The following is a 22,601-nucleotide window of genomic DNA, read 5'->3' on the forward strand; positions in this document are numbered from 1 at the left end:
GTGAACAGGTCGGTCGGGAAGAAGCTGAGGTCGACCGAGCGGTCGGTGCCTTGCGCGTCGGTCGGGCCCGACGAGGCGACCGCGATCGAGGCGCCGTTCAGCGTGACGTTGGTGAAGTTCGAGCCCAGGCCGCGGATGGCGACATTCGTGCCCTCGCCCGTGATGTCGCGGGTGATGGTGATGCCGGGAATGCGGTTGAACGACTCGGCGATGTTGGAGTCAGGGAACTTGCCGATGTCTTCGGCGAAGATCGTGTCGGCGAAGCTGGTCGACTCGCGCTTGGCGACCGTCGACTGCGCCAAGCTGCGACGATAGCCAGTGACGACCACTTCTTCGACCGTATCGCTGCTGGGCGCGCCCGCCGCCGGCGCGGTCTGAGCGTGGGCCTCGACCGCGACGAGCCCCGAAAGCATGGTCGCCCCTAAAAGCGCCGCGCGCCCCAGACGCGCAGTAATCCCAAGCGTTCGCATGTGATGTCCCCTCCCAATTCAGCAGCCGCAACGTGACGGCGGCCTTGCTTTTGATCTTGATCGCCGCCGTTCCGACAGCATGACGATCCTTTCGCCACCGCGCGTCGCCCGTCAATAATGTCGGACTAAATGTGGCCAGGACAGATCACAGCTGGCCTGACCAGTTGTGGCATTTCAATCTTGTTACAATTTCAACAACATAACGACTAACGGCGTTCGCTCAGGGTCAAAAACGCGAACAAGTCCGCGATGGTAGCGGTACCGATTCTACGAAGTCGTGGGAAATTTATCACAACCTTCCCTGGCCAATATGAGCTTAATGTTGGAAAATTCCCGACAATTGCCCTGGACACCCCACCCGCCGGTAGTTTTTCTTGCCGAGCTGGCAAGGTTCAAGCTGCGCAATTTGTCGGACAAGCGGGCACGGGAAGAATCTTGTCGATGCGAAATAGAGTGAGGACGGCTCTCGGGATCAAAGCCGAATGGCGGGCCGCGGCTGACGAGACGCCGCGCGCCGACAACCTCATCGCCTCCGTGAGCGGCAAGACGCGCGGGCTTGGCCGCCGGCCCGTCTTAGGGCGCCGGCGGCCAGCGGCCGCATGGGCGCCGCACCGACGGCCACGTCCGCAAGTTCCCACCGGCGTGCGACGGCTAGGTGGTTTGGACAATTGCAAGATGGCTGGGACAACGGGCGCGCCTGGCGCGCGGCCCGACCGGAGGCGTCCGCGATGAGCGCGTTCACCTCTTTGCTCGCCGTGCAGATCACCTCTTCGAGTCGTCGAGCTCCTCATCGGGTGGCCTTTGAATTGATCACGCGCATCAACAGCGGCGCTTACAAGCGCGGGTCGTGGTTGCCGACCGAGCAGGAGCTCCTGCGAGAATTCCCGGTAAGTCGCGGGGCGCTACGCGAGGCGCTGACCATTCTGCAATGCCTGGACCTGGTTGAGCCGCGACGCAGCGTGGGCACCAGGGTCCTGGGCGGGGAGGTATCCGTCGAGGATCTTTTCAACGCCTCCGTGGACCTAGTGGCCTTGCTGGAAGCCTGCTGCGTGTTCGAGGTCGAGTCCATCGTTCTAGCGGCCGGATTGCGCGGCGAGCGCAGCGTCTGCAAGCCGCCCGGCGGCGCCCCGAATCTTCTAGATTTTCGCCAGTTCCATCTCGACCTGGCGCGCGCGACAGGCAATGGCGCGCTCATCGCCTCGATTGGAAACCTGTGGGCTTTGGCGCTGACCCGGCCGACGCTCCGAGCGCTGTTCGCCGCCGCTATCAACCAATCGGCAATCGATTTTAGCCACCTGCAAGGCTTGGTGGCCCGAGCGGTCGAGGCTGGCGATCCTGGCGCGGCGCGGAGCGCCGCTAAAGCCCTGTTCAACGCCTATCTCACCAGCGTCCTGGACGCCGAGGAGGCCGAGCGGCTGCACCAAGCCAATCGCGAAAGCCTGAGACGTGGGCTGGCCTGGAAAAGCCGGTTGTCGATCGATACACGCCTGCCCTCCCCTACCTAGCCTGGCCTGGCCTGGCCTGCGCGGGCCCTTGCGGAAATCCATCTCCCAATTGGCAGCAAGACGCCTCGCGAATCCTCAGACCGATCGCAACACAAGTCGGCGCCACGAACGTGCGGAATTTCCGCTCTCGCATTTCAGAATGTTTGCGCTACCAATACTCCGACAAAAGTAGCCAGAAGCGTTAGGGTTTTCGATGGTCGATCGTTGTTGCGCGCACCATTCGCGCCGGGTCTTTCTCGCGGGCGCCAGTGCGGGGGCCGGCGCGCTGGTAGCCGCCGGGCCGACGTTCGGGGCGCAAGCCACGCCAACATCGCGACCATTGGCGAGCCGACCGCAAGCCAAGCTGCGAGCGTTCGACCTTGCCGACGTCACCTTGGACGAGGGCCCGTTCCTCCACGCCCAACGGAAAACCGAGGCCTACCTTTTGGCGCTGCAGCCCGATCGCATGCTGCATAATTTCCGGGTCAATGCGGGCCTCAAGGCCAAGGCGCCGGTCTACGGCGGCTGGGAGTCCGAGCCCACCTGGGCGGAGATCAACTGTCACGGCCACACGCTAGGGCACTATCTGTCGGCCTGCTCGCTGGCCTACCGCTCGACGGGCGACCAGAGATTCAAGGCCAGAACCGAATACATCGTCGGCGAATTGGCCGAGTGCCAAAAGGCGGCGAATTCCGGACTGGTCTGCGCCTTTCCCGACGGGCCGGCCTTGGTCATGGCCCATTTGCGCGGCGAAAAGATCACGGGCGTGCCCTGGTACACCTTGCACAAAATCTACGCCGGTCTGCGCGACGCCGCGATGCTGACCGACAGCCCGACCGCGCGCACGGTGCTGATCAGGTTCGCCGACTGGGCGGTCGTGGCGACCCGGCCGCTGAGCGATGCACAGTTCGAAACCATGCTGGAGACCGAGCATGGCGGGATGAACGAGGTCTTCGCCGACCTCTACGTGATGACCGGCGACGCCAACTACCGACACGTGGCCGAGCGGTTTTCGCACAAGGCGATCATGACGCCGCTCGCGCGTGGCCGGGACACTCTGGACGGTCTGCACGCCAACACCCAGTTGCCCAAAATCGTCGGCTTCCAGCGTGTCTGGGAAGTGACAGGAGATCCCGGATACAGGGACGCGTCGGTGTTCTTCTGGAAGACGGTGGCGCTCACACGCGCCTTCGCCACCGGAGGTCACGGCGACAATGAGCACTTCTTCCCGATGGCCGATTTCGCCGACCACGTGTTCTCGGCCAAGGCCTCAGAGACATGCTGCCAGCACAACATGCTCAAGCTCACCCGCGCCCTGTTCCTGCACGACCCGCAAGCGGTCTATGCCGACTACTACGAACGCACGCTCTACAACGGCATCCTGGCCTCGCAAGACCCCGACAGCGGCATGGCGACCTATTTCCAGGGCGCGCGGCCAGGCTACATGAAGCTCTATCACACGCCCGAGGACTCTTTCTGGTGCTGCACCGGCACGGGCATGGAGAACCACGTCAAGTATCGCGACTCGATCTACTTCCACGACGACAGCGCGATCTATGTGAATCTCTTCGTGCCCTCGTCGGTGAAGTGGAAGGAAAAGGGGGCGGTGCTCACCCAGAGCACGGTCTTCCCAGACGCGCCGACGACCACGCTGCGATGGAAGCTGCAACAGCCGACCGAGGCGACTCTAAAGCTGCGCCATCCTCACTGGAGCCGGGCCGCGGTCGTCCTGATCAACGGCGTCGAAGCGACGCGATCGGCTGATCCGGGCAGCTATGTCGAGCTGTCGCGGACCTGGAGGAACGGCGACGAAGTGGAGCTGCGCTTGACGATGGAGGCGGCCGTGCAGCGCGCGCCCGCCGCGCCCGACATCGTCGCCTTCACCTACGGGCCGTTGGTGCTCGCGGGCGCCTTGGGGCGCGAGGGCCTGGCGCCGGGCTCCGACATCGTCGTCAATGAACGCAAGTATGGGGCCTATAACGACGCGCCGTTCGACATGCCGAGGTTGGCCGGCGCGCCCGAAACGATCGCGAGCCATTTGCGCCCGGGAAATCGGCCGCTGGAGTTCACGGCCCTGTCGACGCAGCAGCGGCCCGTGCGGTTGATCCCTTATCATCGCATCGCGCACGAACGGTACGCGATCTACTGGCCGATGAAATCGCCAAGCTCGAAGACCAGCGCGTAGCGACCAGATGAGAACGCGCGACGACCTTCGTCTTCTCCCTGCCCGCGCCGCGTGGGCTCGCACCAAATGCGGCCTGACGGCGATGAGGGCGACCCTCGCGCACCGCAATGACGCGCTGTCGCCAATCCGCCTCGGCGGCATGCACAGCGCCCCAACCGCGACGGCCCATGCCGTCAAAGCTCGTCCGGTGCTTCGACCACTGACCACGATCTAGCGACAAGAGAGGCCTATCACGATGGCGCGTTGGATGATCACGACCGGGGCGATCGCCTTGTTCGCCGCCCCCGCTGTGGCGTTCGCAGAGCCGGCGACGCCGCCCGCCGGCCTTGACCCTCTGGGTCAATTGCGGGCCATCGCGCCGGCCAGCGACGCCGCCTTTCACTTTATGAGGCTGCGCAACGGCGTGCAGTTCCAGTTGAACGGCGTCACCAAGTCGGTGGTCTTCTATTCGCCCACCGTCGTACGGGTGAACGCCAATCTCGGCCAATCCTATTGGACCGCGCCAAGCCTGGTGGTGATCCGCCAACCCGAGGCCGCGCCCTTCACTGTGCAAGAGACTGCCGGCGCGCTGGAGTTGATCAGCGAGAAGCTGCGCGTCGTGATCGACAAGCACGCCGGCGCGCTGACCTATTACGACGCCTCCGGCCGACTGCTCACCCGCGAGAAGCCTGACGCGCCCCAGTCGATCGATCGACGCGTCATTTCCGGCGCGCCGACCTACGAAGTGGAAAACCGCTTCACGCTCAAACCCGAGGAAGGCCTCTACGGCTTCGGCTTCACCGGCGACGACGAGGTCAACCGTCGAGGCAAGGACCTGCTGCTCGTCCAGACCAATGTCGGCATCATCATTCCGGTGATGGTCTCGACCGAGCGCTACGGCGTCCTCTGGGACACCTATTCGCAGATGCGCTTCAAGGACGATGCGCAGAGCGCGCGCCTCTGGGCGGAAAGCGCGCCGGGCGGCGTCGACTACTATTTCATGGCCGGCGACACGATGGACGGCGTGGTCGGCGCCTATCGCTGGCTGACCGGCGATGCGCCGATGTATCCCAAGCAGGCGTTCGGCTTGTTCATGAGCAAGGAGCGCTACAAAACCCAGGACCGCCTCCTGGAGGTCGCCAGGACCTTTCGCAAGGAACGCTTCCCGCTCGATTACATCGTCCAGGACTGGCAGTATTGGGGCGGCGACAAGGACGGAACCTGGTCGGGCATGACCTGGGATCCCAAGCGGTTTCCCGATCCCGTCGGCATGACCCGCTCGATCCACGACCTCAACATGAAGCTGATGGTCTCGATCTGGCCCTCGGTCGGCAACGACACGGCGCTCGGACGCGAGCTCGACCAGTACAATCTGCGCTTCAAACCTCTGCACTGGATTTCCAAGCAAGCGCGCGTCTACGACGCCTACAGCCCCAAGGGCCGCGAGATTTACTTCAAGCACATCAAGTCCGGCCTGCTCGACAAGGGCGTCGACGCGCTCTGGATGGACGGGACCGAGGTCGAGGTCAGCTCGGCGATGTGGAATCCGGCCGACAATGTCCGCGACACCAAGGCGCTGGGCGCCAACGCCATGGGCGACTTCACGCGGTATCTGAACCCCTATTCGCTGCTAACGACCGAAGGGACCTACAAGGGCCAGCGTGCGACCAGCGACAAGCGGGTCTTCACTCTGACCCGATCGGCCTGGGCCGGCGCTCAGCGCACGGCCGCGGCCTCATGGTCGGGCGATATCTACGCCAGCTGGAAGACCTTCGCTCAGCAGGTGGCCGGCGGCGTCAACGTCACGATCACCGGCAATCCCTATTGGACCCAGGATACGGGCGGCTTCTTCGTCACCGATTTTCCGGGCGGCGAGAAGAACCCTGCCTGGCGCGAGCTCTACGCGCGCTGGTTCCAATATGCCGCCTTCAACCCGATCATGCGGGTCCACGGCACCAGCGTCGAACGTGAGCCCTATCTGTTCAAGACGCTGGATCCGCCGGTCTACAAGACGCTGCTGGAGACGACGCAGCTGCGTTATCGCCTGCTGCCCTACACCTACAGCTTGAGCGCCAAGGTCACGGCCGATCGCTACACCCTGATGCGCGCGCTGCCGATGGACTTTCCCCAGGATCCAGCGACGTTCAACATCAACGACAGCTTCATGTTCGGACCCTCGCTGCTGGTCCACCCCGTCACCCGGGCAATGTACAACATCCTTCCATCCATCCCCACGACCGTGCCGGCGCAATACCTGCGCGCTGCCGACGGCAGGCCAGGCCTGGCCGTGCAATATTTCTCCGGCGAGAACTTCGAGACGCCGCGCGGCCAGGCGGTCGATATGAAGATCGACCACACCTGGCCCGACCCGCCCCTGGCGGAGCTTCCGCCGGGCCTGACCTCGCTGAGCCACTTCTCCGCGCGGTGGGAAGGCGACCTGATCGCGCCGGAGGACGGCGAATATGAGATCGGCCTGACGGGTAATGACGGGATGCGTCTGGCCCTGGGCGGTGAGACGGTTGTCGACGAGTGGACCCGGGCGGCGACCCGCACGCGCCTGGTGCGGCGCACGCTCAAGAAGGGCGAAAAGCTGCCGGTCCGGCTGGAGTTCTCCCATCCCGAGGGCGGGCGCGTGTTCCGTTTCGTCTGGCGCACGCCCAGCGAGTTGAAGCGCGACGCGGCCGTGCTCAGCGCCCCGCGCGACCTGACGATGCGCACCTATCTGCCCAAGGGCGCTGACTGGTACGACTTCTGGAGCAACCAGCGGTATGGCGGCGGACAGACCGTCGCGCGCCAAGCGCCGCTCGACGTCGTGCCGCTCTATGCTCGGGCCGGGGCGATCATCCCGATGGGGCCGGTCGTGCAGTACGCGACCGAGCGCCCCGACGCGCCCTATGAGGTCCGCGTCTATCCGGGCGCGGACGGCAAGTTCACGCTCTACGAGGACGACAACGAAACCTATGCCTACGAGAAAGGGCAGTCCGTTCGCTATGACCTCAGTTGGAACGATGCAAAGAGAACACTGACGGTGGGGCCGCGGCGCGGCGCCTTTGTCGGCATGGTCAAACAGCGAACGCTCAACATCGTCGTCATCGACGCGATGGGTTCGACCTCAGGCGGGGCGGCGCGCGCCGTTCGGACCGTTGCATACGATGGGCGCGCGAAGGTGGTGCGTTTCAACGACGGTGATCTGGCGAGAGATTGACGGACCAAGCGGCTTTGACAGCCACCCTCAGCCATGTCGCTCGGTATCGCCGCGCCAGCCCGCGCTGATCCCGAGCGCGACTATGTTCGAAATGCGCCAGGTGCTGCCGCTGGCCCTACCGGCGGTTCCATCCACCTTGAGGTCGCGTTGGGAAGCTGGACCGAACTGACATAAATTTTGGGAACGCGGTCGCTCAGTTGGATTTGCGAGCAATATCAAGCGCTTTAAGGACAGTTTGAATTGGTGCGCTCCCGTGATCAATGAAGCACCATCATTCGATCCTCTAGATGAGGAATCGAACTCGATCGAATTTTTTGATAAAATCAATGCGTTGTGAGGTTGGCGGAGACGGAGGGATTCGAACCCTCGATACCCTTTTGGGGTATGCCGCTTTAGCAAAGCGGTGCCTTCAGCCTCTCGGCCACGTCTCCTCCTGAGAGGGAGCGGTTCGATAGCCTGTTCGCGGCGGCATGACAACGCGCTGTCTCGAAAAATCCGCGTTAACGTGAAGCTCAGACCGCGAGACTAGTGTGAACCCTGTTCTACAAAGGGCTCGGGGCTTCCATGTCGTCCGCTATCGCACATCCGCCGGAACGCGAAGGCGTCGCCGTGCTCGACGCTCAACCCATGGCGCCGCGGCTCGTGATCGAGGACGAGGCGGCCGAGGGCGTCGGGCGGCGCGGCCCGTTCCGACCCGGCCGCCTGGTCCCGGCCCGGGCTCGGATGCAAGTGCGCAGCCTGTCGCGGATGTTCCGCGTGGTCGACGGCCTGGTCTTCGCCGGCGTCACCGCCGCCACGATCGGGGTCGCCCGCCCGACGCCCGACGTCTTCGCCCCGCTGGTGCTGGGGGCCCTGGCCCTGCTGCCCGCCCTCTATCTGCTGGAGGCCTACACCTTCCATCGCCGCGAGACCCTGGGCCGTCAGGCCTTGCGGGTGTCGGCCGCTTTCGGCGTGGTCGGCGTCGTCGTGTTGCTCGCCACTCTGATCTTTGGCCGCGGCCAGCTCGACACCACCCTCCTGGCCGGCTGGGGGATCGCCCTGGCCCTCGCCACCGCCCTGCTGCACGTGGCCTGGTGGCGCGCGGTCGACCATGGCCGTCGCGACGGCCGACTGACCCCGAACGTCGTGGTCGTGGGCGCCACGGTCAACGCCGAGCGCTTCATCCGCAGCGCCCTGGCCACCGGCGACGTCAACGTGCTGGGCGTGTTCGACGACCGCGCCGACCGCGCCCCGGCCCAGGTGCTGGGCGTGCCGGTGCTGGGCGACACCACCGCCCTGATCGACCACCGCATCATGCCGTATGTCGACCGGGTGATCATCGCGGTCACCTCCACCGCCCAGGCCCGCGTCGCCCAGCTGGTCGAACGTCTGGAAGTCCTGCCCAATCCGGTCAGCCTATTCGTCGACCTGAACCGCGAAACCCAGCGCCACGCGTCGCTGGCCCACTTCGTCGACCTGTCGGGCGCCGCGCCCGACGCCCGCCGCGCCATCGTCAAGCGCGCCCAAGACCTGACGATCGGGTCGCTGGGCCTGATGGCCGCCGCGCCGATCATGCTGCTGGTCGCCCTGGCCATCAAGCTGGACAGCGCCGGTCCGGTGTTCTTCCGCCAGCGCCGCCACGGCTTCAACAACGAGGCCATCCTGGTCTGGAAGTTCCGCTCGATGCGCCACGACATGGCCGACGCCAAGGCGGTCCGCCAGATCAGCGCCGACGACGACCGCGTCACCAAGGTCGGCAAGTTCATCCGCAAGACCAGCCTCGACGAGCTGCCCCAGCTGTTCAACGTGCTGCGCGGCGAGATGTCGATGGTCGGCCCCCGCCCCCACGCCATCGGCATGAAGAGCGGCGACGTCGAGTCCGAGACCTTGGTCGCCCGCTATGCCCACCGCCACCGCATGAAGCCCGGCGTCACCGGCTGGGCGGCGATCAACGGCTCGCGCGGCCCGGTCGACACTGCCGAGCTGGTTCAGGAGCGCGTCGCCCTGGACGTCGAATACATCGAGCGCCAGTCGTTCTGGCTGGACCTCTACATCATCGCCATGACCATCCCCTGCCTGCTTGGGGACCGGTCGGCGGTGCGCTGAGGACGAGACATGTTCTGGCGTGGCGTACTCGGATATCTGCCGGTCAATATCGCCCAGGGCGTGGTGGGGCTGCTCACCATCGTCCTGTTCACCCGCGTCCTGACGCCCGAGCAGTACGGCGTCTATGCCCTGGCCTTCTCGGCCCTGAGCCTGACCCAGACCATCCTGCTGACCTGGACGGAAGCCGCGATGGCCCGCTTCCACGCCCGCCAGGACGCCGACGGCCGGCTGCCCGATCACTTCGCCACCCTCTACCGCCTGTGGTTCGGCCTGGCCCTGGTGGTGCCGATCGTCGCCGCCGGCGTGCTGCGCTTCGCGCCCCTCTCCGCCCCGCTGAAGGTGGCCACCGCCGCAGCCTTCGCCGCCGTGGTGGTCAAGAGCCTGACCAAACTGTCCCAGGAGCGCCGCCGCGCCGCCGGCGAGGTGTCCGGCGCGGCCCTGCTGGACATCGTCCAGACCGTGGGCGGCTTCCTGCTGGGCCTGGTCCTGGCCCTGGTCGGCCTGGGCGGCGCCGCGCCGCTGCTGGGCATGGGGGCGATCTCGCTGCTGTGCCTGGTGTTCGTGCTGCCGGCCGACCTGCGCCGGTCCAGGGGCGGCCGCTATGACCCGACGATGGCCAAGGCCTACGCCGCCTACGGCCTGCCGGTGGCCCTGTCGCTGATCCTAGCCCTGGTGCTGTCGACCACCGACCGCTTCCTGCTGGCCGCCTTCCTCGACGAACAAGCGGTGGGCGTCTATCACGCCGGCTATTCCCTGGGCTCCCGCACCCTGGACGTCGTTTTCATCTGGCTGGGCATGGCGGGCGGACCCGCCCTGGTCGCGGCGCTGGAGCGCGGCGGCCATCCCGCCCTGAAGGACGCCGCCCACGAACAGGCCGGTTTCATGGTGCTGCTGACCCTGCCCGCCGCCGTCGGCCTGGCCCTGGTCGGCCGTCCGCTGGCCGACGTGATGGTCGGCGCAGAGCTCAGCGCCGGCGCGGGCGCCGTCGTGCCGTGGATCGCCGTGGCCGGCTGGCTGTCGGGCGTGACCACCTACTACCTGTTGCAGGCCTTCACCCTGGGCAAGCGCACCTTGATGCTGATCGTCTGCATGGCCATTCCCGCCGGCGCCAACGTGGTCCTGAACCTGGCCCTGATCCCGCGCTTTGGCCTGGACGGCGCCCTGTGGTCGACCGCCGCCAGCTATGGCGTCGGCGCCGTGGCCGCCGCGATCCTGGGCCGCAGCATCTGCCCCCTGCCCGTGCCGTGGGCCAGCCTGGCCAAGTCCGGCCTGGCCTGCGCCCTGATGGCCGCCGCCGTGCTGGTCGTGCCGGCCTTCGGCGGGGTGGTCGAGCTGATCCTCAAGGCGTCCGTGGGCGCCCTGGTCTATGGCGTGGTCGTCCTGGCGCTCGACGCCGGCGGCCTGCGAGGCCGGGCCATGGACATCCTCCAACGCCGGCTGAAGCCCGCATGACCGCTACTGAAACCCTCGTCGACAACGCCGCCTGGGCAGCGGCCACGCCGCGCCTGTCGGTGCTGATCCCGACCTATCGCGACGATCCCAGCGCTCTGCTCAAGGCCCTGGACGAGCGCGGCGCCGACGCCGAGATCGTGCTGCTGGACGACGGCGGCGGCGACGCCGACCTGACCCGGCGCATGGCCGGCCGGATCGAGAAGCTGAACCTGCCCGCCCGGCTGATCGTGCTGTCGCCCAACGAGGGCCGCGCCAAGGGCCGCAACCGCCTGGCCCAGCACGCCCGGGGCCGGCACCTGCTGTTCCTCGACAGCGACATGCTGCCCGATCCCAAGGACTTCCTGACCCGCTGGGCGGCCGTGGCCGACGACGACGTGGCGGTGGCGTTCGGCGGCTTCACCCTGGATCAGACCCCGCGTCGCCCCGAGCACGAGCTGCACCGGGCCATGGCGCTGAAGAGCGACTGCACCCCGGCGCCGGAACGGGCCCGGGAACCCGCCAAGCACGTCTTCACCTCCAACCTGCTGGTGCGCCGCGACGTGTTCGAGATGGTGGCCTTCGACGAAGGCTTCGCCGGCTGGGGTTGGGAGGACGTCGAGTGGGCCCTGCGCGTGGCCCGGTTCTATCCGATCCTGCACATCGACAACTCGGCCACCCACCTGGGTCTCGACACCGCCCCGGTCCTGGCCGCCAAGTACGAGCAGTCGGCCGCCAACTTCGCCCGGGTGGTCGCCAGCCACCGCGAGGTGGTCAGCGCCTATCCCAGCTACAAGGCCGCCAAGGCCCTGAAGCTCGCGCCCTTGCGCGGGGTCTGGCGGCCGATGCTCAAGGCCGTGGCCCTCAACGAGGCCGGCCCAACGCCCCTTCGCGCTTTCGCCCTGCGGCTCTATCGCGCCGCCCTCTATTCGGACGCCGTCTGATGCAGACCTCCTTCGAGAAAGTCGACGCCTACGAGCCGGACCGCAGCCTGAAGGGCAAGGTCCGGCGCCGGCTGATCCGCCTTGCCCATCGCCGCCCGGCCCGGGTCAAGCTGGAGCGGCCGATGGTGTCGTTCAGCTTCGACGACGCCCCGGCCACGGCTTGCGAGGCCGGGGCCCGCGTCCTGGAGCAACGCGGCCTGCGCGGCACCTATTATTTCGCCGCCGGCCTGACGGGGCGTGAGGGACCGATGGGCCGCTTCGCCACCGGAGCCGACGCCGCCCGCCTGCACGCCGCCGGCCACGAGATCGCCTGCCACACCTTCTCGCACCTGGACTGCGGCCAGGCCTCGCAGGCCGAGACCCTGGCCGACGTCGACCTCAACGCCCGGCATCTGGCCGAGTGGGGCACGGGCGCGCCGACCAGCTTCGCCTACCCCTATGGCGACGTCGCCTCGCCGGCCAAGACCGCCCTGGCCGGGCGCTTCAAGACCCTGCGCGCCCTGCACCACGGCCTGATCGCCACCGGCGCCGACCTCAACCAGGCCCCGGCCGTCGGCATCGAGGGCGAGGACGGCGAGCAGGTCGCCCTGGACTGGTTGGACAAGGCTCACCGGCGCAAGGCCTGGCTGATCCTCTACACCCACGACGTGGCGCCCGAGCCCTCGCAGTGGGGCTGTACGACGGCGGCCCTGGAGCGGCTGGTCGACGGCGCGATGATGGCGGGATTCGACGTGGTGACTGTGGCCGAAGGCGCGCGGCGGATCGGGGCCTGAGACCCTCCCCACGGCGAGAGAATCCGGGTCATGTGATCGTCACGGCCCGCCGCATAGTCTTCACTCGGTCCCGACTCAGCCGTTTCAGGGAAAACAGATGAAGCCGCCGATCAAACGCCTGGCCGATCTCAAGCCCGCGCAAGCTCCAACCGGGGCCTACGCGCGCCCCACCCCGATGGTCGCCCGGCGCAAGACCGCCAAGGTCCTGACCGACGAAGAGCGGGCGGCCTTCCTGGCGTCGCGGCCGGACCTCGCCCCGAAATCCTGATCTAGCGGGACGCCGTCGTCGGCGACAGGGCGGCCAGGTCGGCCTGCACCTTGGCCAGGTCCTTTTCGGAAATGGCGCCGCCGAACTTCGGCGCCAGGGCGCGCAGGCTGTCGGTCTTGAACTTGTCGTACAGGGGGTGCTCGGTCAGCCCGGGGATGTCGGCGTCGAGAACCGCCTTCGCCTTGGGCGTGGCGGTCACGACCTCGAGCGGCGTATCGATGGTCAGGGCCTGGGCGGCCTGGGGTTCGGCGGCGGCCGGCGGCGGCGGCGCGGACTGCGCCAGCGCGGCGCCTCCGCCGACGAAGACCGCGACCATGACGGCGGCGAGATGACGAATGGGGCGCATGACTTTGCTCTCTCAAGTCGTGACGGCGTGTTGCCCGATGAATCCCACACCTTCGGGTCCGCCAAAGCGTGGCTGTTCGCCGAGCGCGCGTCCGTCGGAAACTTGTTCGATTTTCGGGCGCCCGGCGATGAGATCGGCATTCCGGGTGATCAGCAGGGTCGAGCACCAGGCGCCTAGGCCCTGACCTCGCGGTCCGGGAAAGCCAGCTTGGCGGCGAAGGCCACGAACAGCACCCAGCGGAAGTCGTTGTAGGTGACCGCGATGCTTTCGGTCAGGGCCACCAGGCTGTAGACGACCAGGAACGGGAAGGCGAGCAGCGCGCCCCGGTCGCGAAACACGGCGATCACCGCCAGGGTCATGGCCTGCAGGTAGAACAGCCCCCAGGCGACCAGGCCCAGCAGGCCCATCCCCAGCCACTGCTCCAGCCAGCTGTTATGGGCGTGCTGGGCCTGGAAGCCGGCGTTCTTGCTGATCCAGGCGAACGGCCCCCAGCCGGACTTGTCGCCCCACACCGCCTGGTAGCCGAAGCCCAGCCACGGCCGGTCCTCGATCTCGCGCATCACCGCCGCCCAGATCTTGGTGCGGCCGGTCAGGGTGGCGTCCTTGCCCAGGATCGCGAAGAAGACGTCCGAGGCGAACAGGATGAAGGCCCCAAGCAGCACCACGCCGGTGATCCCGGTCCAGGTGGCGGCCGCGCCCATGGCCGGACCTCGGCGGGCGATCCAGACGAAGCCGATCGCCGCCACGCCTAGCATCAGCGACACCAGCGAGGTCTTGGAGGTGGACATCAGCACCAGCACCAGGGCCAACCCCGCGAAGGTCCACCACAGGCGGGCCCGTTGCGGGTTCAGCAGGGCCGCCGCCGACAGGATGCAGAACCCGAACGCCATGTTGCCGCCCAGGCCGTTCTTCTCGCGCCACAGGCCGCGCCAGGCGCCGGGGAACAGCTCGGTCATCACCCCGATGCGCGGGACGGCCAGGCAGACCACGAAACACGCGACGATCAGCACCGCGAAGGCCGCGCCGACCACCTCGGCCAGTTGAGGCCAGCGGAACCGAGCCGCCAGGGCGATCCCGCCCAGGGTGGTGCAGATCAGGGCGAAGCCGCGCCGGGCCGTCTGGTCCGGATTGACCGACCAGAACACCGAAGCCGCGGCCACCAGCAGCAGCACGATCAGGAAGGGCTGACGGATGACCACCCGCAGGGTCGAGCCCGGCCGCAGGGCGATCAGGGCGAAACCGGCGGCGTAGGCGGGCAGGTAGCCGACGCGCAGGATGGCCGAGCCGGCCTCGGTGGCGTTCTCGCCCACAAGGGGCAGCTCCCAGCCGCCGCTGTAGAGCAGCAGGGCCAGGACCGGCAGCGCCCACAACGCCATCTGAAGGAAGGTCAGCCGGGTCGGCGCGGCGGGCGCCGCTCCGTAGGCGGAGGTCAAGGCAGAATGGCCTTCAGGAACTTCGGCGGCTGGACCGAGGCCTGGTTGAAGAACACGCCGGCCGTGCGTCCGCCGGCCGAGGCCAGGGCGTCGCGCAGCAGGCCCGGCGGCCGCACGTCGGGCTGCTGGGCGCTGACCACCAGCACGGTCTGGTCCATGTGCTGGGCCAGGGTCAGGGCGGCCTGGGAGCGGTCGGCCGAGGGGCTGTCGACGACGATGATCTCGGCGTGGCGGCGCAGGGCGGCCCAGTATTCGACGCCGGGCAGGATGTGCACCTTCTGGCGACCGCGCAGGGCCTCGCGGTTGAAGCGCGTCACCCAGAAGCGCGGCCCGCCCACGCTGTGGGCCGTCAGGTACTTGGCGTCCGGCCACACGCCGCCGCCCGGCTTGGGGGCCGGCGGCTGGACGGTGAAGAAGGCCGAACCGTCGGGCGAAGCGGGCGCACCGCGGCCCAGGGCGCCGTAGCGTTCCGGATCGCCGGCGATGGCCTGGTATTGCGGCGAGGTGACCAGGTCCATGTCGATCAGCCAGGTCTTGCGGCCGGCCCGCTTGGCGGCGAAGCGGGCGAATTCGCGGGCAGCCGTCGAGGTGCCCTCCCCGCGTCGCGCGGCGACGAACTGGATGACGTGCGCGCGGCCGGGCGCGGGGGCGCCAAGGCTCCCCCACAGCTCAGCCATCTCGACGTTCAAATCCACCATGCGCCGAATCGCCGCCCGTTCCTGAGCATTTACCCTAATGCCCAAACGGGCTCGCGTGAAAGGCGACGAAAGCGCCCAGGCCCCTGCTCAAAAGCCAGTTGGGGTCAGCGCTTGTAGTGCGCGGTCGCCAGGACCGGCAGGCCCAGGGTGCGCGAGGCCGAGGCCGGGGTCTGCAGGCCGGGGCGCAGCAGCATGCGCACCAGGCCCGCGCAGGCGGCGGTGAAGGCCGCGAACAGGAAGGCCAGCACGATGATCGGCTTCTTCAGGCTCTTGCCCGTCGACGGAGCCACGGCGCGCTGGACGATGCGGATGTTGTCGCTGCCCTGGGCCGACATCTGCCGCTGGGCCTGGTCCTGCTGTTCCTTGACCGTGAAGTCGCGGACGTTGGTCGACAGCACGTCGCGGTCGCGCGACAGCTGGTTGAAGGTCGGCTCCAGCTCGGAGAGGCGCAGCAGGCGCTGGTTCACGTCCTGGACCTGCTGGGTGTAGGCGGCCAGCGACTGTTGCAACGCGGCGACCTCGGCGGTCAGGTCGTTGCGGGTGGACTGCAGGGTCTGCCAGATCGGGTTGGGGCCGCTGCGACGCGCGCCGTCGCCGTTGGTGCGGCCAGACGCCACGCCTTGCTCCAACTGGGCGATCTGGGCCTCGATGTCGCGGACGGGCTGGGCGTCGGGGCGATAGCGGGCCAGCAGACCCTCGCGGTCCAGCTTCAGCTGGGCCAGCTTGGCCGAGGCCGAGGTGTCGCTGTCGCGATAGAGCACCATGTCGGCCGGGGTCCGGGCCAACTCGGCCTGGACGGCGGCCAGGCGGCCCATGCGGTCCTGCAGTTGGGCCTCGGTGGCGTACTTCTGCGACTCGGCCTGGGCCTGCAGCTGGGTCAGGGCCGTCTTCTGGGCGGTGAAGTCGCCGATGTCGTTGCCCGACAGGAAGGCCTGATAGGCCGTGTCGTTCTCGGCCAGCTTCTGGGCGAACAGGTCGCGCTGGCGCTCCAGACCGTTGTCGCCGGAGCCGATCAGCAGGCTGCGGCGATAGATCAGGTATTCCTCGAGCAGGGTGTTGAGCACCTTCTCGGCGATTTCCGGATCTTCGTTGGCGTAGGCCAGGCGGATGATCGAGTTGTCGGGGGCGGTCTCGATCTTCAGGTTGCGGGCCAGGGCGTCTCGGCCCTCGGCCATCAGCTTGCGCTTACCCTCCGGCGAGGCGACGGCGTACTTGGTCCCGCTGCCCGGGAAGATCTTGCCGAAGCCGACCTTGCGGATCACCCGCTCGCGCAGTTCGCCGCTGCCCAGGATCTCGGATTCCGACTGGATCACCTGGTCGACATCGGGAACCGCGCCGCGCGCGGCGTCGCCGGCCCGGGGCTCGTAGACATATTCCTGGCCCAGGCGGACGAACAGGCTGGACTGGGCGGTGTAGGTCTTCTTCATCGTGGTGGAGAAGGCCAGGCCCAGCAGGAAGATCGCCAGGAACACGCCCAGCATCAACCAACGCTCCCGCCACAGAAGCGTGACGAAATCCGTCGGCGCATAGCGGGCACGCGCCGCCCAGTCGCTACGCGACGGCGGGTCGTGCGGCACGCTGCTCCAGGCGCTCGTGGTTGACATAGGAATCCGACTGACTGTCCCCAGTCGCACCCTGGCCGTTGGCGGCTTAAGGCTTCGTTACCTATATCTGTTAAGACTTGTCGCATGCACAGGCGCACCATCCTTTCGGCGGCTTTCGCCCTGCCCTTCGCAACGATCGGGCTCTCGGCCTGCGGCCACGTGGATCGCGAACCGATCACGCCCACGGCCCGTCCGACGGCCACTTTTTCCGATATCGGCTATGCCGACTGGTCGGATCAGGAACCGGACTACCGGTTTTACCCGGGCGACGAAGTCGAGATCACCGTGCCCTCGGCGAGCGAATTGAACAAGTCCGTGGTGGTCCAACCGGACGGCCGCGTCGCTTTGCCGCTGATCAATCCGGTGATGGCGGCCGACCGAACGATCGCCGAATTGGAAGGCGCGCTCACCCAGGCCTATTCGACCCAGCTGCTGCGTCCGCAGGTGCAGGTGTCGATCAAGGCGACGGCGCCGTTGAAGGTGTTCGTGGGCGGGGAAGTCGGTAATCCGGGCGTCTACGACATGGCCGGCGACGGCGACGCCCTGCGGGCCGTCATCCAGGCCGGCGGGTTCAAGACCTCGGCCAAGCGCACGTCTGTGGTGATCATTCGTCGCGGTCCCAACGGGCGGGCCATGCTGCGCACGGTGGACCTGCTGACGGGGATGACCAACGGCCGGACGGACCTGGTGCCGCTCCGGCGGTTCGACGTGGTCTACGTGCCGCGCAGCGGGGTGTCCGAGGCGGGCCTGTTCATGCAGCAGTACTTCAGGGACCTGCTGCCGATCAGCTTCAGCTACGCGGTCAACGGCTTCAGCGGAAACTGAAGCCTTTCACGCGACCTGGAATAACAGGCTGAGCCTCTTCAGGCTCAGCCGTGGGCCAGCCATTCGCGCGCCTGGCGCTGGGCTTCGGCGACGTCCTCGCTGGCCATCTCCTGCGAGATTTCCTTGCGATAGACCTTGGCTTCGACCGAACCGCGCATGGCGGCCAGGTTGAACAGCATGTGGGCCGACACGTAGTCCAGCGGCGCGCCGCCCTGGCCGGTCGAGTACAGCAGGCCCATACGGAACAGCTCGTCGCCCGAGGTGTCGGTGGTCGGCAGCGGGATCCCGTGGATGGCGGCCGGCGGTTCGATACTCATCATCATGGCTTCAATTCCCCTTCCCAACCCGCGTCGCCGTTCTGGCTCCGCTTGGCTGTGAGAACAGAAAAGTCCGCCGCCACTGAACATATAGTTAAAGGCGTCGACATCATGAATCTAGGCCATGAATACATAAACCGTTTAGAGACATTACGTCGCATTCACGGGTGTTACTGCGTGTAAACCGCCGTATACAGCAGGTTAACGGGCGCGCTGCCCAAAAAGCACTTTTCGGGCCTCTTCCTGGGCTTTTCCGGGCGCTTGCAGGCCTTGGCGGCGCAGTTCCGCCCCCAGCTTGAAGCCCCGGTCGACGGCCTCGCGGGCGGCCATGCGTTCGAACCAGGCCTTCAGATGCGGGAATTCTTCCAGAATAATGCCCTGATTTTTCCACGGCACGACCCATCCCCAGCAGGCGAAGTCGGCGATGGACAATTGGCCGCAGATGAAATCCTTCCCGTCCAACTGCTTGTTCAGCACGCCGTACAGCCGGTGGGTCTCGTTGGTGTAGCGGATGGCCCCATAGGCGATCTGGCGCTGGTCGCTGACGATGGCGGCCGCGTACTGGCGGAAATGGTGGGTCTGGCCGGCCATGGGACCCAGGCCTCCCATCTGCCACATCACCCACTGGTCGATGTCGACCCGCTCACGCTCGCTGGTCCCGTAGAACTTGCCGGTCTTGCGGCCCAGGTACTGCAGGATGGCCCCGGACTCGAAGACCGAGATCGGCTGGCCGTCGGGACCGTCGGGATCGACGATGGCCGGCATGCGGTTGTTGGGGCTGATGGCCAGGAAGTCCGGCTTGAACTGCTCGCCCGTGCCGATGTTCACCGGGATCATCGTGTAGGGCAGGCCCATCTCCTCGAGGGCGATGGAGATCTTCCAGCCGTTCGGCGTGGGCCAATAGTACAGCTCGATCGGACGGCTCATCGGCGGACTCCCTGAATGTCTGCTTGAGGGGCGTTTCGTTTGACCACCAACATGGTCCCGCCGCGCGCCGTCGCCAAGGGCGGCCATGCTCCAGCCTGACGGCGCCGTTCAGATCAGGTTCAGCCACGGCGGCGGAAACTGCCTTCAAGGTCGAGGGATTAGGCGGTTGTCGGACCGCTGACCGAAGAAGGAGACGTCGGAATGAAGCGCTTGTTGCTCACCATCGCGGCCGTGGCCGCCGTGGCCGGCCCGATGGCCGTCACCGCAAGCGACGCATCCGCCCAGGATCGCGGGCGCTGGGGCCATGGCGACGGCCGAGGCGATCGCCACGACGGCGGCCGAGGCGGCCATGACGGTCGCGGCGACGGCCGAGGCGACCATGGCGGTCGCGGCGGTCATGACGGTCGGGGCGACGGCGGCTGGAACGGTCGTCACGACAACGGTCGCCACAACGGCTGGGATCGCCACGACAACCGCTGGGATAACGGCCGCCACAACGGCTACTACTACAACAACCGCTGGAGCTACGGCGCGCCGCCGGCCTATTACTATGGCCGCCCGGGGTATCGCCCCGGTTACAACGCCTGGCGTCGCGGCGGCTACCTGCCGCCCTATTATCGCGGCAACACCTATGTCATCCATGACTACGGATACTATCGCCTGCGCCCGCCGCCGCGCGGTTACTACTGGTATCGCGCCGGCAACGACTACGTCCTGGCGGCGATTGCAACCGGACTGATCTTCGACATCATCAACAACTAGATGGTGTAGACCTGACGACGTTGGCGGCGCTTTTCGAAACTCTCGGGAAGCGTCGCCATTCGCCGCATACTCGCCGCGCATGCGGCGAGATCGCCCGATTGCCGGGTTATTCCCACCGCATTCGCGGATCAGCGTTCCGGCCGTGTCACTTTCCGACGCGACAGTAACGAGACGCTTCCATGACCAAGCTCCGCATCCCGGCCGCCGTCGCCGCCCTGACCCTCGCCGGCTTCGCCGGGTCGGCCCTGGCCCAGCAGACGGCGCCCACCGATCCGACGGCCCAGACCACGCAAAGCGCGCCCTCCTCGTCCACGACGTCGCCGTCCTATGGCACGGACCCGGCGACCGCCCCGCCCTCCAGCGCCGACAGCGCCGGCGCCAGCGGCACGCCCAGCTCGGCAACCGCCTCCGACAGCTCGACCGACGCCTCGGCTCCCGCCGCCGACGCCAAGCCCGAGAAGAAGGCCAAGAAGCACAAGAAGCCGGCCGGCGCCGAAGCCGACCCGGCGGGCGCCGCGGCCTCGGAGACGCCCAAGCCGTAAAGCCGGCATTCCACCGATAAAAAAGGGCCCGTCGCGCGAGCGGCGGGCCCTTTGTCTTTGTCGCGGTCGGCCGAGCGCTAGAGCCCCAGCTTGCTCCGCAGCAGTTCGTTGACGGTGGCCGGGTTGGCCTTGCCGCCGGTCTCCTTCATCACCTGGCCGACGAACCAGCCGATGGCCTGGGGCTTTTCCTTCACCGCCTCGGCCTTGTCGGGGTTGGCCGCGATCAGGGCGTCGATCGCCGCCTCGATGGCGCCGGTGTCGTTGATCTGCACCAAGCCGCGCTTTTCGACGATCTCCGCTGGACGACCCTCGCCGGCCCACATGTGCTCGAAGACCTCCTTGGCGATCTTCGACGAGATGGTGCCGTTCTCGATCAGCTCGACCAGCTGGGCGATGTCCGACGACGGCAGCGGCGAGGCGGCGATCTCGTGCCCGCCGGCCGACAGCTTGGACAGCAGCTCGTTGGTCACCCAGTTGGACACCAGCTTGGCGTCGCGGCCTTTCGCGGCGGCTTCGAAATAGTCGGCGCGGTCGGCCTCGATGATCAGCACGCCGGCGTCGTAGGCCGACAGGCCGTACTGGCTCTGCAGGCGCTGCTTCTTGGCGTCCGGCAGTTCCGGCAGGGTGTCCTCGATCTCCTTCACCCAGGCGGGGTCCAGGACCAGCGGCAGCAGGTCGGGATCGGGGAAGTAGCGGTAGTCGTGCGCCTCTTCTTTCGACCGCATCGAGCGGGTCTCCAGCTTGTTCGGGTCGAACAGCCGGGTCTCCTGGTCGATCTTGCCGCCGCCTTCCAGGATCTCGATCTGGCGACGGGCCTCGTACTCGATAGCCTGCTGGATGTAGCGATACGAGTTGACGTTCTTGATCTCGCAGCGCGTGCCCAGGTGCTTGAAGCTGCCGGTCTCGCGGAACTTCTCGTAGTCGCCGGGGCGGCAGACCGAGACGTTGACGTCGGCGCGCAGGTTGCCCTTCTCCATGTCGCCGTCGCAGGTGCCCAGATAGACTAGGATCGTGCGCAGCTTCTTGACGTAGGCGGCGGCCTCTTCCGAGGTGCGCATGTCGGGCCGGGAGACGATCTCCATCAGCGCCGTGCCCGCGCGGTTCAGGTCGACATAGGTGGCGTTCGGGTCCTGGTCGTGCAGCGACTTGCCGGCGTCCTGTTCCAGGTGCAGGCGTTCGATGCGCACGTCGAAGGTCGTGCCGTCGTCGCGCTCGACGGTCACCACGCCCTCGCCGACGATCGGCTGGTCGAACTGGCTGATCTGATAGCCCTGCGGCAGGTCGGGATAGAAGTAGTTCTTGCGGTCGAAGCGGCTCTTCAGATTGATCTGCGCCTTCAGGCCAAGACCGGTCTTCACCGCCTGCTCGACGCAGAACCGGTTCAGGACGGGCAGCATGCCGGGCATGGCCGCGTCCACCAGGCTGACCTGCTGGTTCGGACCCGCGCCGAAGCCGACGGCGGCGCCGGAGAACAGCTTGGACACGCTGGCGACCTGGGCGTGGACCTCGAGGCCGAGAACGATTTCCCAGGGGCCGGTGCGGCCTTGGATCACTTTGGAATCTTGCGTCATGGCCGCCTGTCTACACCGTGGACCCCGAGAGAAAAAGCCTGAGAGGCCGGCGAGTTTTGAGGAGAGAGGGCGACGCTTCGCGCACGCCTCCGGCTTGCGGGCCACGCCTCCCCGAACACGAGCGAGGTTCATTTCATGCTTTCCGAATTATGGCGGCAATTCGTCAAAATCGGCACCATTCCGAGAACAGCGGAACCGCTACCGCAGCCCACCGTTGATTCCTCGAATTCGAATATCTCTCAGGAGGAAATCATGGCTGTTCTGAACCTCGATGCCGCCGAACCTTATACCGCTCGCCCGACCAACGTCGAAAACTCGCCGCTGTTTCCGAACGCGCCCGTCTATGCTCGCAAGCCCACGAAGAAGTCTTCGAACCTGCCGCTGATGGTGGGTCTGCCCGTTCTGGCTGTCGCTGCCGGTGCCTTGGCCTGGGGGATGATGAGCCGACCGGCCCAGACCCCGACCACCGACGAGGCCTTGCCCGCCCAGGTGGCCGAGGCTCAACCGCTGCCGACCACCCAGCCGCCGGCGCCTATGCCGACGCCGGCTCCGGCCGCCGCGACGCCCGCCGCTCCGGCGCCGACCCAGGTGGCCCGCGCCGAGACCACCGCGCCGCCGCGCGTTACCGCCCCCGCCAAGCGCGCCGCTCCGGCTCGCCGCGCGGCCCCGGCGACCGCGACCGACGCCGAGTCGGCCTCGTCGAACGTCAGCGCGACGGTTCCGGCTCCGGTCGCGGCCCCCGCCCCGCCCCCGGT

General features: G+C 67.2%; 20 protein-coding genes and 1 tRNA gene. 12 read left to right on the plus strand and 9 right to left on the minus strand.

Going from position 1 to position 22,601, the window contains the following annotated elements:
* Nucleotides 1–470: TonB-dependent receptor plug domain-containing protein (locus AC1DYP_RS23030; RefSeq protein WP_477048299.1), on the minus strand; the 470-nt coding region annotated here is incomplete at its 3' end.
* A 728-nt stretch (nucleotides 471–1,198) separates the two neighbouring features.
* Between AC1DYP_RS23030 and AC1DYP_RS23035 the strand changes: the two genes are divergently transcribed.
* From AC1DYP_RS23035 to AC1DYP_RS23045, 3 genes are all read left to right on the plus strand, one after another.
* Nucleotides 1,199–1,975, plus strand: a complete 777-nt coding sequence (locus tag AC1DYP_RS23035) for a FadR/GntR family transcriptional regulator (RefSeq protein ID WP_477048300.1) — start codon at nucleotides 1,199–1,201, stop codon at nucleotides 1,973–1,975.
* A gap of 193 nt (nucleotides 1,976–2,168) precedes the next feature.
* Complete coding sequence (locus AC1DYP_RS23040; protein WP_477048301.1) at nucleotides 2,169–4,139, plus strand: glycoside hydrolase family 127 protein; 1,971 nt, start codon at nucleotides 2,169–2,171, stop codon at nucleotides 4,137–4,139.
* Between the two features lie 235 nt (nucleotides 4,140–4,374).
* Nucleotides 4,375–7,323: a TIM-barrel domain-containing protein gene (locus AC1DYP_RS23045; RefSeq protein ID WP_477048302.1), complete on the plus strand. Its 2,949-nt coding sequence runs from the start codon at nucleotides 4,375–4,377 to the stop codon at nucleotides 7,321–7,323.
* Between the two features lie 340 nt (nucleotides 7,324–7,663).
* Here the strand turns inward: AC1DYP_RS23045 and AC1DYP_RS23050 are convergent.
* A tRNA-Ser gene (locus AC1DYP_RS23050) sits at nucleotides 7,664–7,754 on the minus strand.
* 196 nt (nucleotides 7,755–7,950) lie between these two features.
* Between AC1DYP_RS23050 and hfsE the strand changes: the two genes are divergently transcribed.
* The 5 genes from hfsE (at nucleotide 7,951) to AC1DYP_RS23075 (ending at nucleotide 12,821) form a co-directional block, all read left to right on the plus strand.
* A complete protein-coding gene (gene hfsE, locus AC1DYP_RS23055; protein WP_477048303.1) occupies nucleotides 7,951–9,408 on the plus strand; it encodes a polysaccharide biosynthesis protein HfsE in 1,458 nt (485 codons plus the stop codon).
* Nucleotides 9,409–9,417: 9 nt separating this feature from the next.
* Nucleotides 9,418–10,860, plus strand: coding sequence for a polysaccharide biosynthesis protein HfsF (gene hfsF / locus AC1DYP_RS23060; protein WP_477048304.1), 1,443 nt, complete (start codon nucleotides 9,418–9,420; stop codon nucleotides 10,858–10,860).
* Nucleotides 10,857–11,780 (plus strand): polysaccharide biosynthesis protein HfsG, encoded by a 924-nt coding sequence (gene hfsG / locus AC1DYP_RS23065; protein WP_477048305.1) that lies wholly within the window; start codon nucleotides 10,857–10,859, stop codon nucleotides 11,778–11,780. The genes hfsF and hfsG overlap by 4 nt, the downstream gene beginning before the upstream one ends.
* Nucleotides 11,780–12,553 (plus strand): oligosaccharide deacetylase HfsH, encoded by a 774-nt coding sequence (hfsH, locus tag AC1DYP_RS23070; protein WP_477048306.1) that lies wholly within the window; start codon nucleotides 11,780–11,782, stop codon nucleotides 12,551–12,553. Before hfsG ends, hfsH begins: the two co-directional genes overlap by 1 nt.
* A 97-nt stretch (nucleotides 12,554–12,650) precedes the next feature.
* Nucleotides 12,651–12,821 carry a hypothetical protein gene (locus AC1DYP_RS23075; protein ID WP_477048307.1) on the plus strand — a complete coding sequence of 57 codons (171 nt, stop codon included), beginning with the start codon at nucleotides 12,651–12,653 and terminating at the stop codon, nucleotides 12,819–12,821.
* Between the two features lies 1 nt (nucleotide 12,822).
* Here the strand turns inward: AC1DYP_RS23075 and AC1DYP_RS23080 are convergent, their stop codons facing one another.
* The 4 genes from AC1DYP_RS23080 to AC1DYP_RS23095 all read right to left on the minus strand — a co-directional run bounded on the left by AC1DYP_RS23080 (nucleotide 12,823) and on the right by AC1DYP_RS23095 (nucleotide 16,902).
* The gene (locus tag AC1DYP_RS23080; RefSeq protein ID WP_477048308.1) at nucleotides 12,823–13,167 is read right to left on the minus strand and encodes a hypothetical protein; all 345 of its coding nucleotides are present in this window, start codon (nucleotides 13,165–13,167) and stop codon (nucleotides 12,823–12,825) included.
* Between the two features lie 173 nt (nucleotides 13,168–13,340).
* Nucleotides 13,341–14,543: an O-antigen ligase family protein gene (locus AC1DYP_RS23085; protein WP_477048313.1), complete on the minus strand. Its 1,203-nt coding sequence runs from the start codon at nucleotides 14,541–14,543 to the stop codon at nucleotides 13,341–13,343.
* Between the two features lie 53 nt (nucleotides 14,544–14,596).
* On the minus strand, nucleotides 14,597–15,298 hold the full coding sequence (locus AC1DYP_RS23090) for a P-loop NTPase family protein (protein WP_477036170.1): 702 nt from the start codon (nucleotides 15,296–15,298) through the stop codon (nucleotides 14,597–14,599).
* Nucleotides 15,299–15,402: 104 nt separating this feature from the next.
* Complete coding sequence (locus AC1DYP_RS23095) at nucleotides 15,403–16,902, minus strand: GumC family protein (RefSeq protein WP_477036171.1); 1,500 nt, start codon at nucleotides 16,900–16,902, stop codon at nucleotides 15,403–15,405.
* Between the two features lie 84 nt (nucleotides 16,903–16,986).
* Here AC1DYP_RS23095 and AC1DYP_RS23100 point away from each other — a divergent pair, with 84 nt between their 5' ends.
* A complete protein-coding gene (locus tag AC1DYP_RS23100) occupies nucleotides 16,987–17,727 on the plus strand; it encodes a polysaccharide biosynthesis/export family protein (RefSeq protein ID WP_477048309.1) in 741 nt (246 codons plus the stop codon).
* Nucleotides 17,728–17,771: 44 nt separating this feature from the next.
* Here the strand turns inward: AC1DYP_RS23100 and AC1DYP_RS23105 are convergent, their stop codons facing one another.
* A complete protein-coding gene (locus AC1DYP_RS23105; RefSeq protein WP_477036173.1) occupies nucleotides 17,772–18,050 on the minus strand; it encodes a sel1 repeat family protein in 279 nt (92 codons plus the stop codon).
* Between the two features lie 195 nt (nucleotides 18,051–18,245).
* Nucleotides 18,246–18,971, minus strand: a complete 726-nt coding sequence (locus AC1DYP_RS23110; protein WP_477048310.1) for a glutathione S-transferase N-terminal domain-containing protein — start codon at nucleotides 18,969–18,971, stop codon at nucleotides 18,246–18,248.
* A gap of 201 nt (nucleotides 18,972–19,172) precedes the next feature.
* Between AC1DYP_RS23110 and AC1DYP_RS23115 the strand changes: the two genes are divergently transcribed.
* Both AC1DYP_RS23115 and AC1DYP_RS23120 read left to right on the plus strand, forming a co-directional pair.
* Nucleotides 19,173–19,733, plus strand: a complete 561-nt coding sequence (locus AC1DYP_RS23115; protein WP_477036175.1) for an RcnB family protein — start codon at nucleotides 19,173–19,175, stop codon at nucleotides 19,731–19,733.
* Between the two features lie 179 nt (nucleotides 19,734–19,912).
* A complete protein-coding gene (locus tag AC1DYP_RS23120) occupies nucleotides 19,913–20,275 on the plus strand; it encodes a proteophosphoglycan 5 (RefSeq protein WP_477036176.1) in 363 nt (120 codons plus the stop codon).
* A 77-nt stretch (nucleotides 20,276–20,352) separates the two neighbouring features.
* On the opposite strand, the gene gatB is transcribed toward AC1DYP_RS23120, so the two are convergent.
* Nucleotides 20,353–21,846, minus strand: a complete 1,494-nt coding sequence (gene gatB / locus AC1DYP_RS23125) for an Asp-tRNA(Asn)/Glu-tRNA(Gln) amidotransferase subunit GatB (RefSeq protein WP_477048311.1) — start codon at nucleotides 21,844–21,846, stop codon at nucleotides 20,353–20,355.
* Nucleotides 21,847–22,098: 252 nt separating this feature from the next.
* Here gatB and AC1DYP_RS23130 point away from each other — a divergent pair.
* Nucleotides 22,099–22,601: hypothetical protein (locus AC1DYP_RS23130; RefSeq protein ID WP_477048312.1), on the plus strand; the 503-nt coding region annotated here is incomplete at its 3' end.

This window comes from Caulobacter sp. P1_D6 (assembly GCF_056406095.1).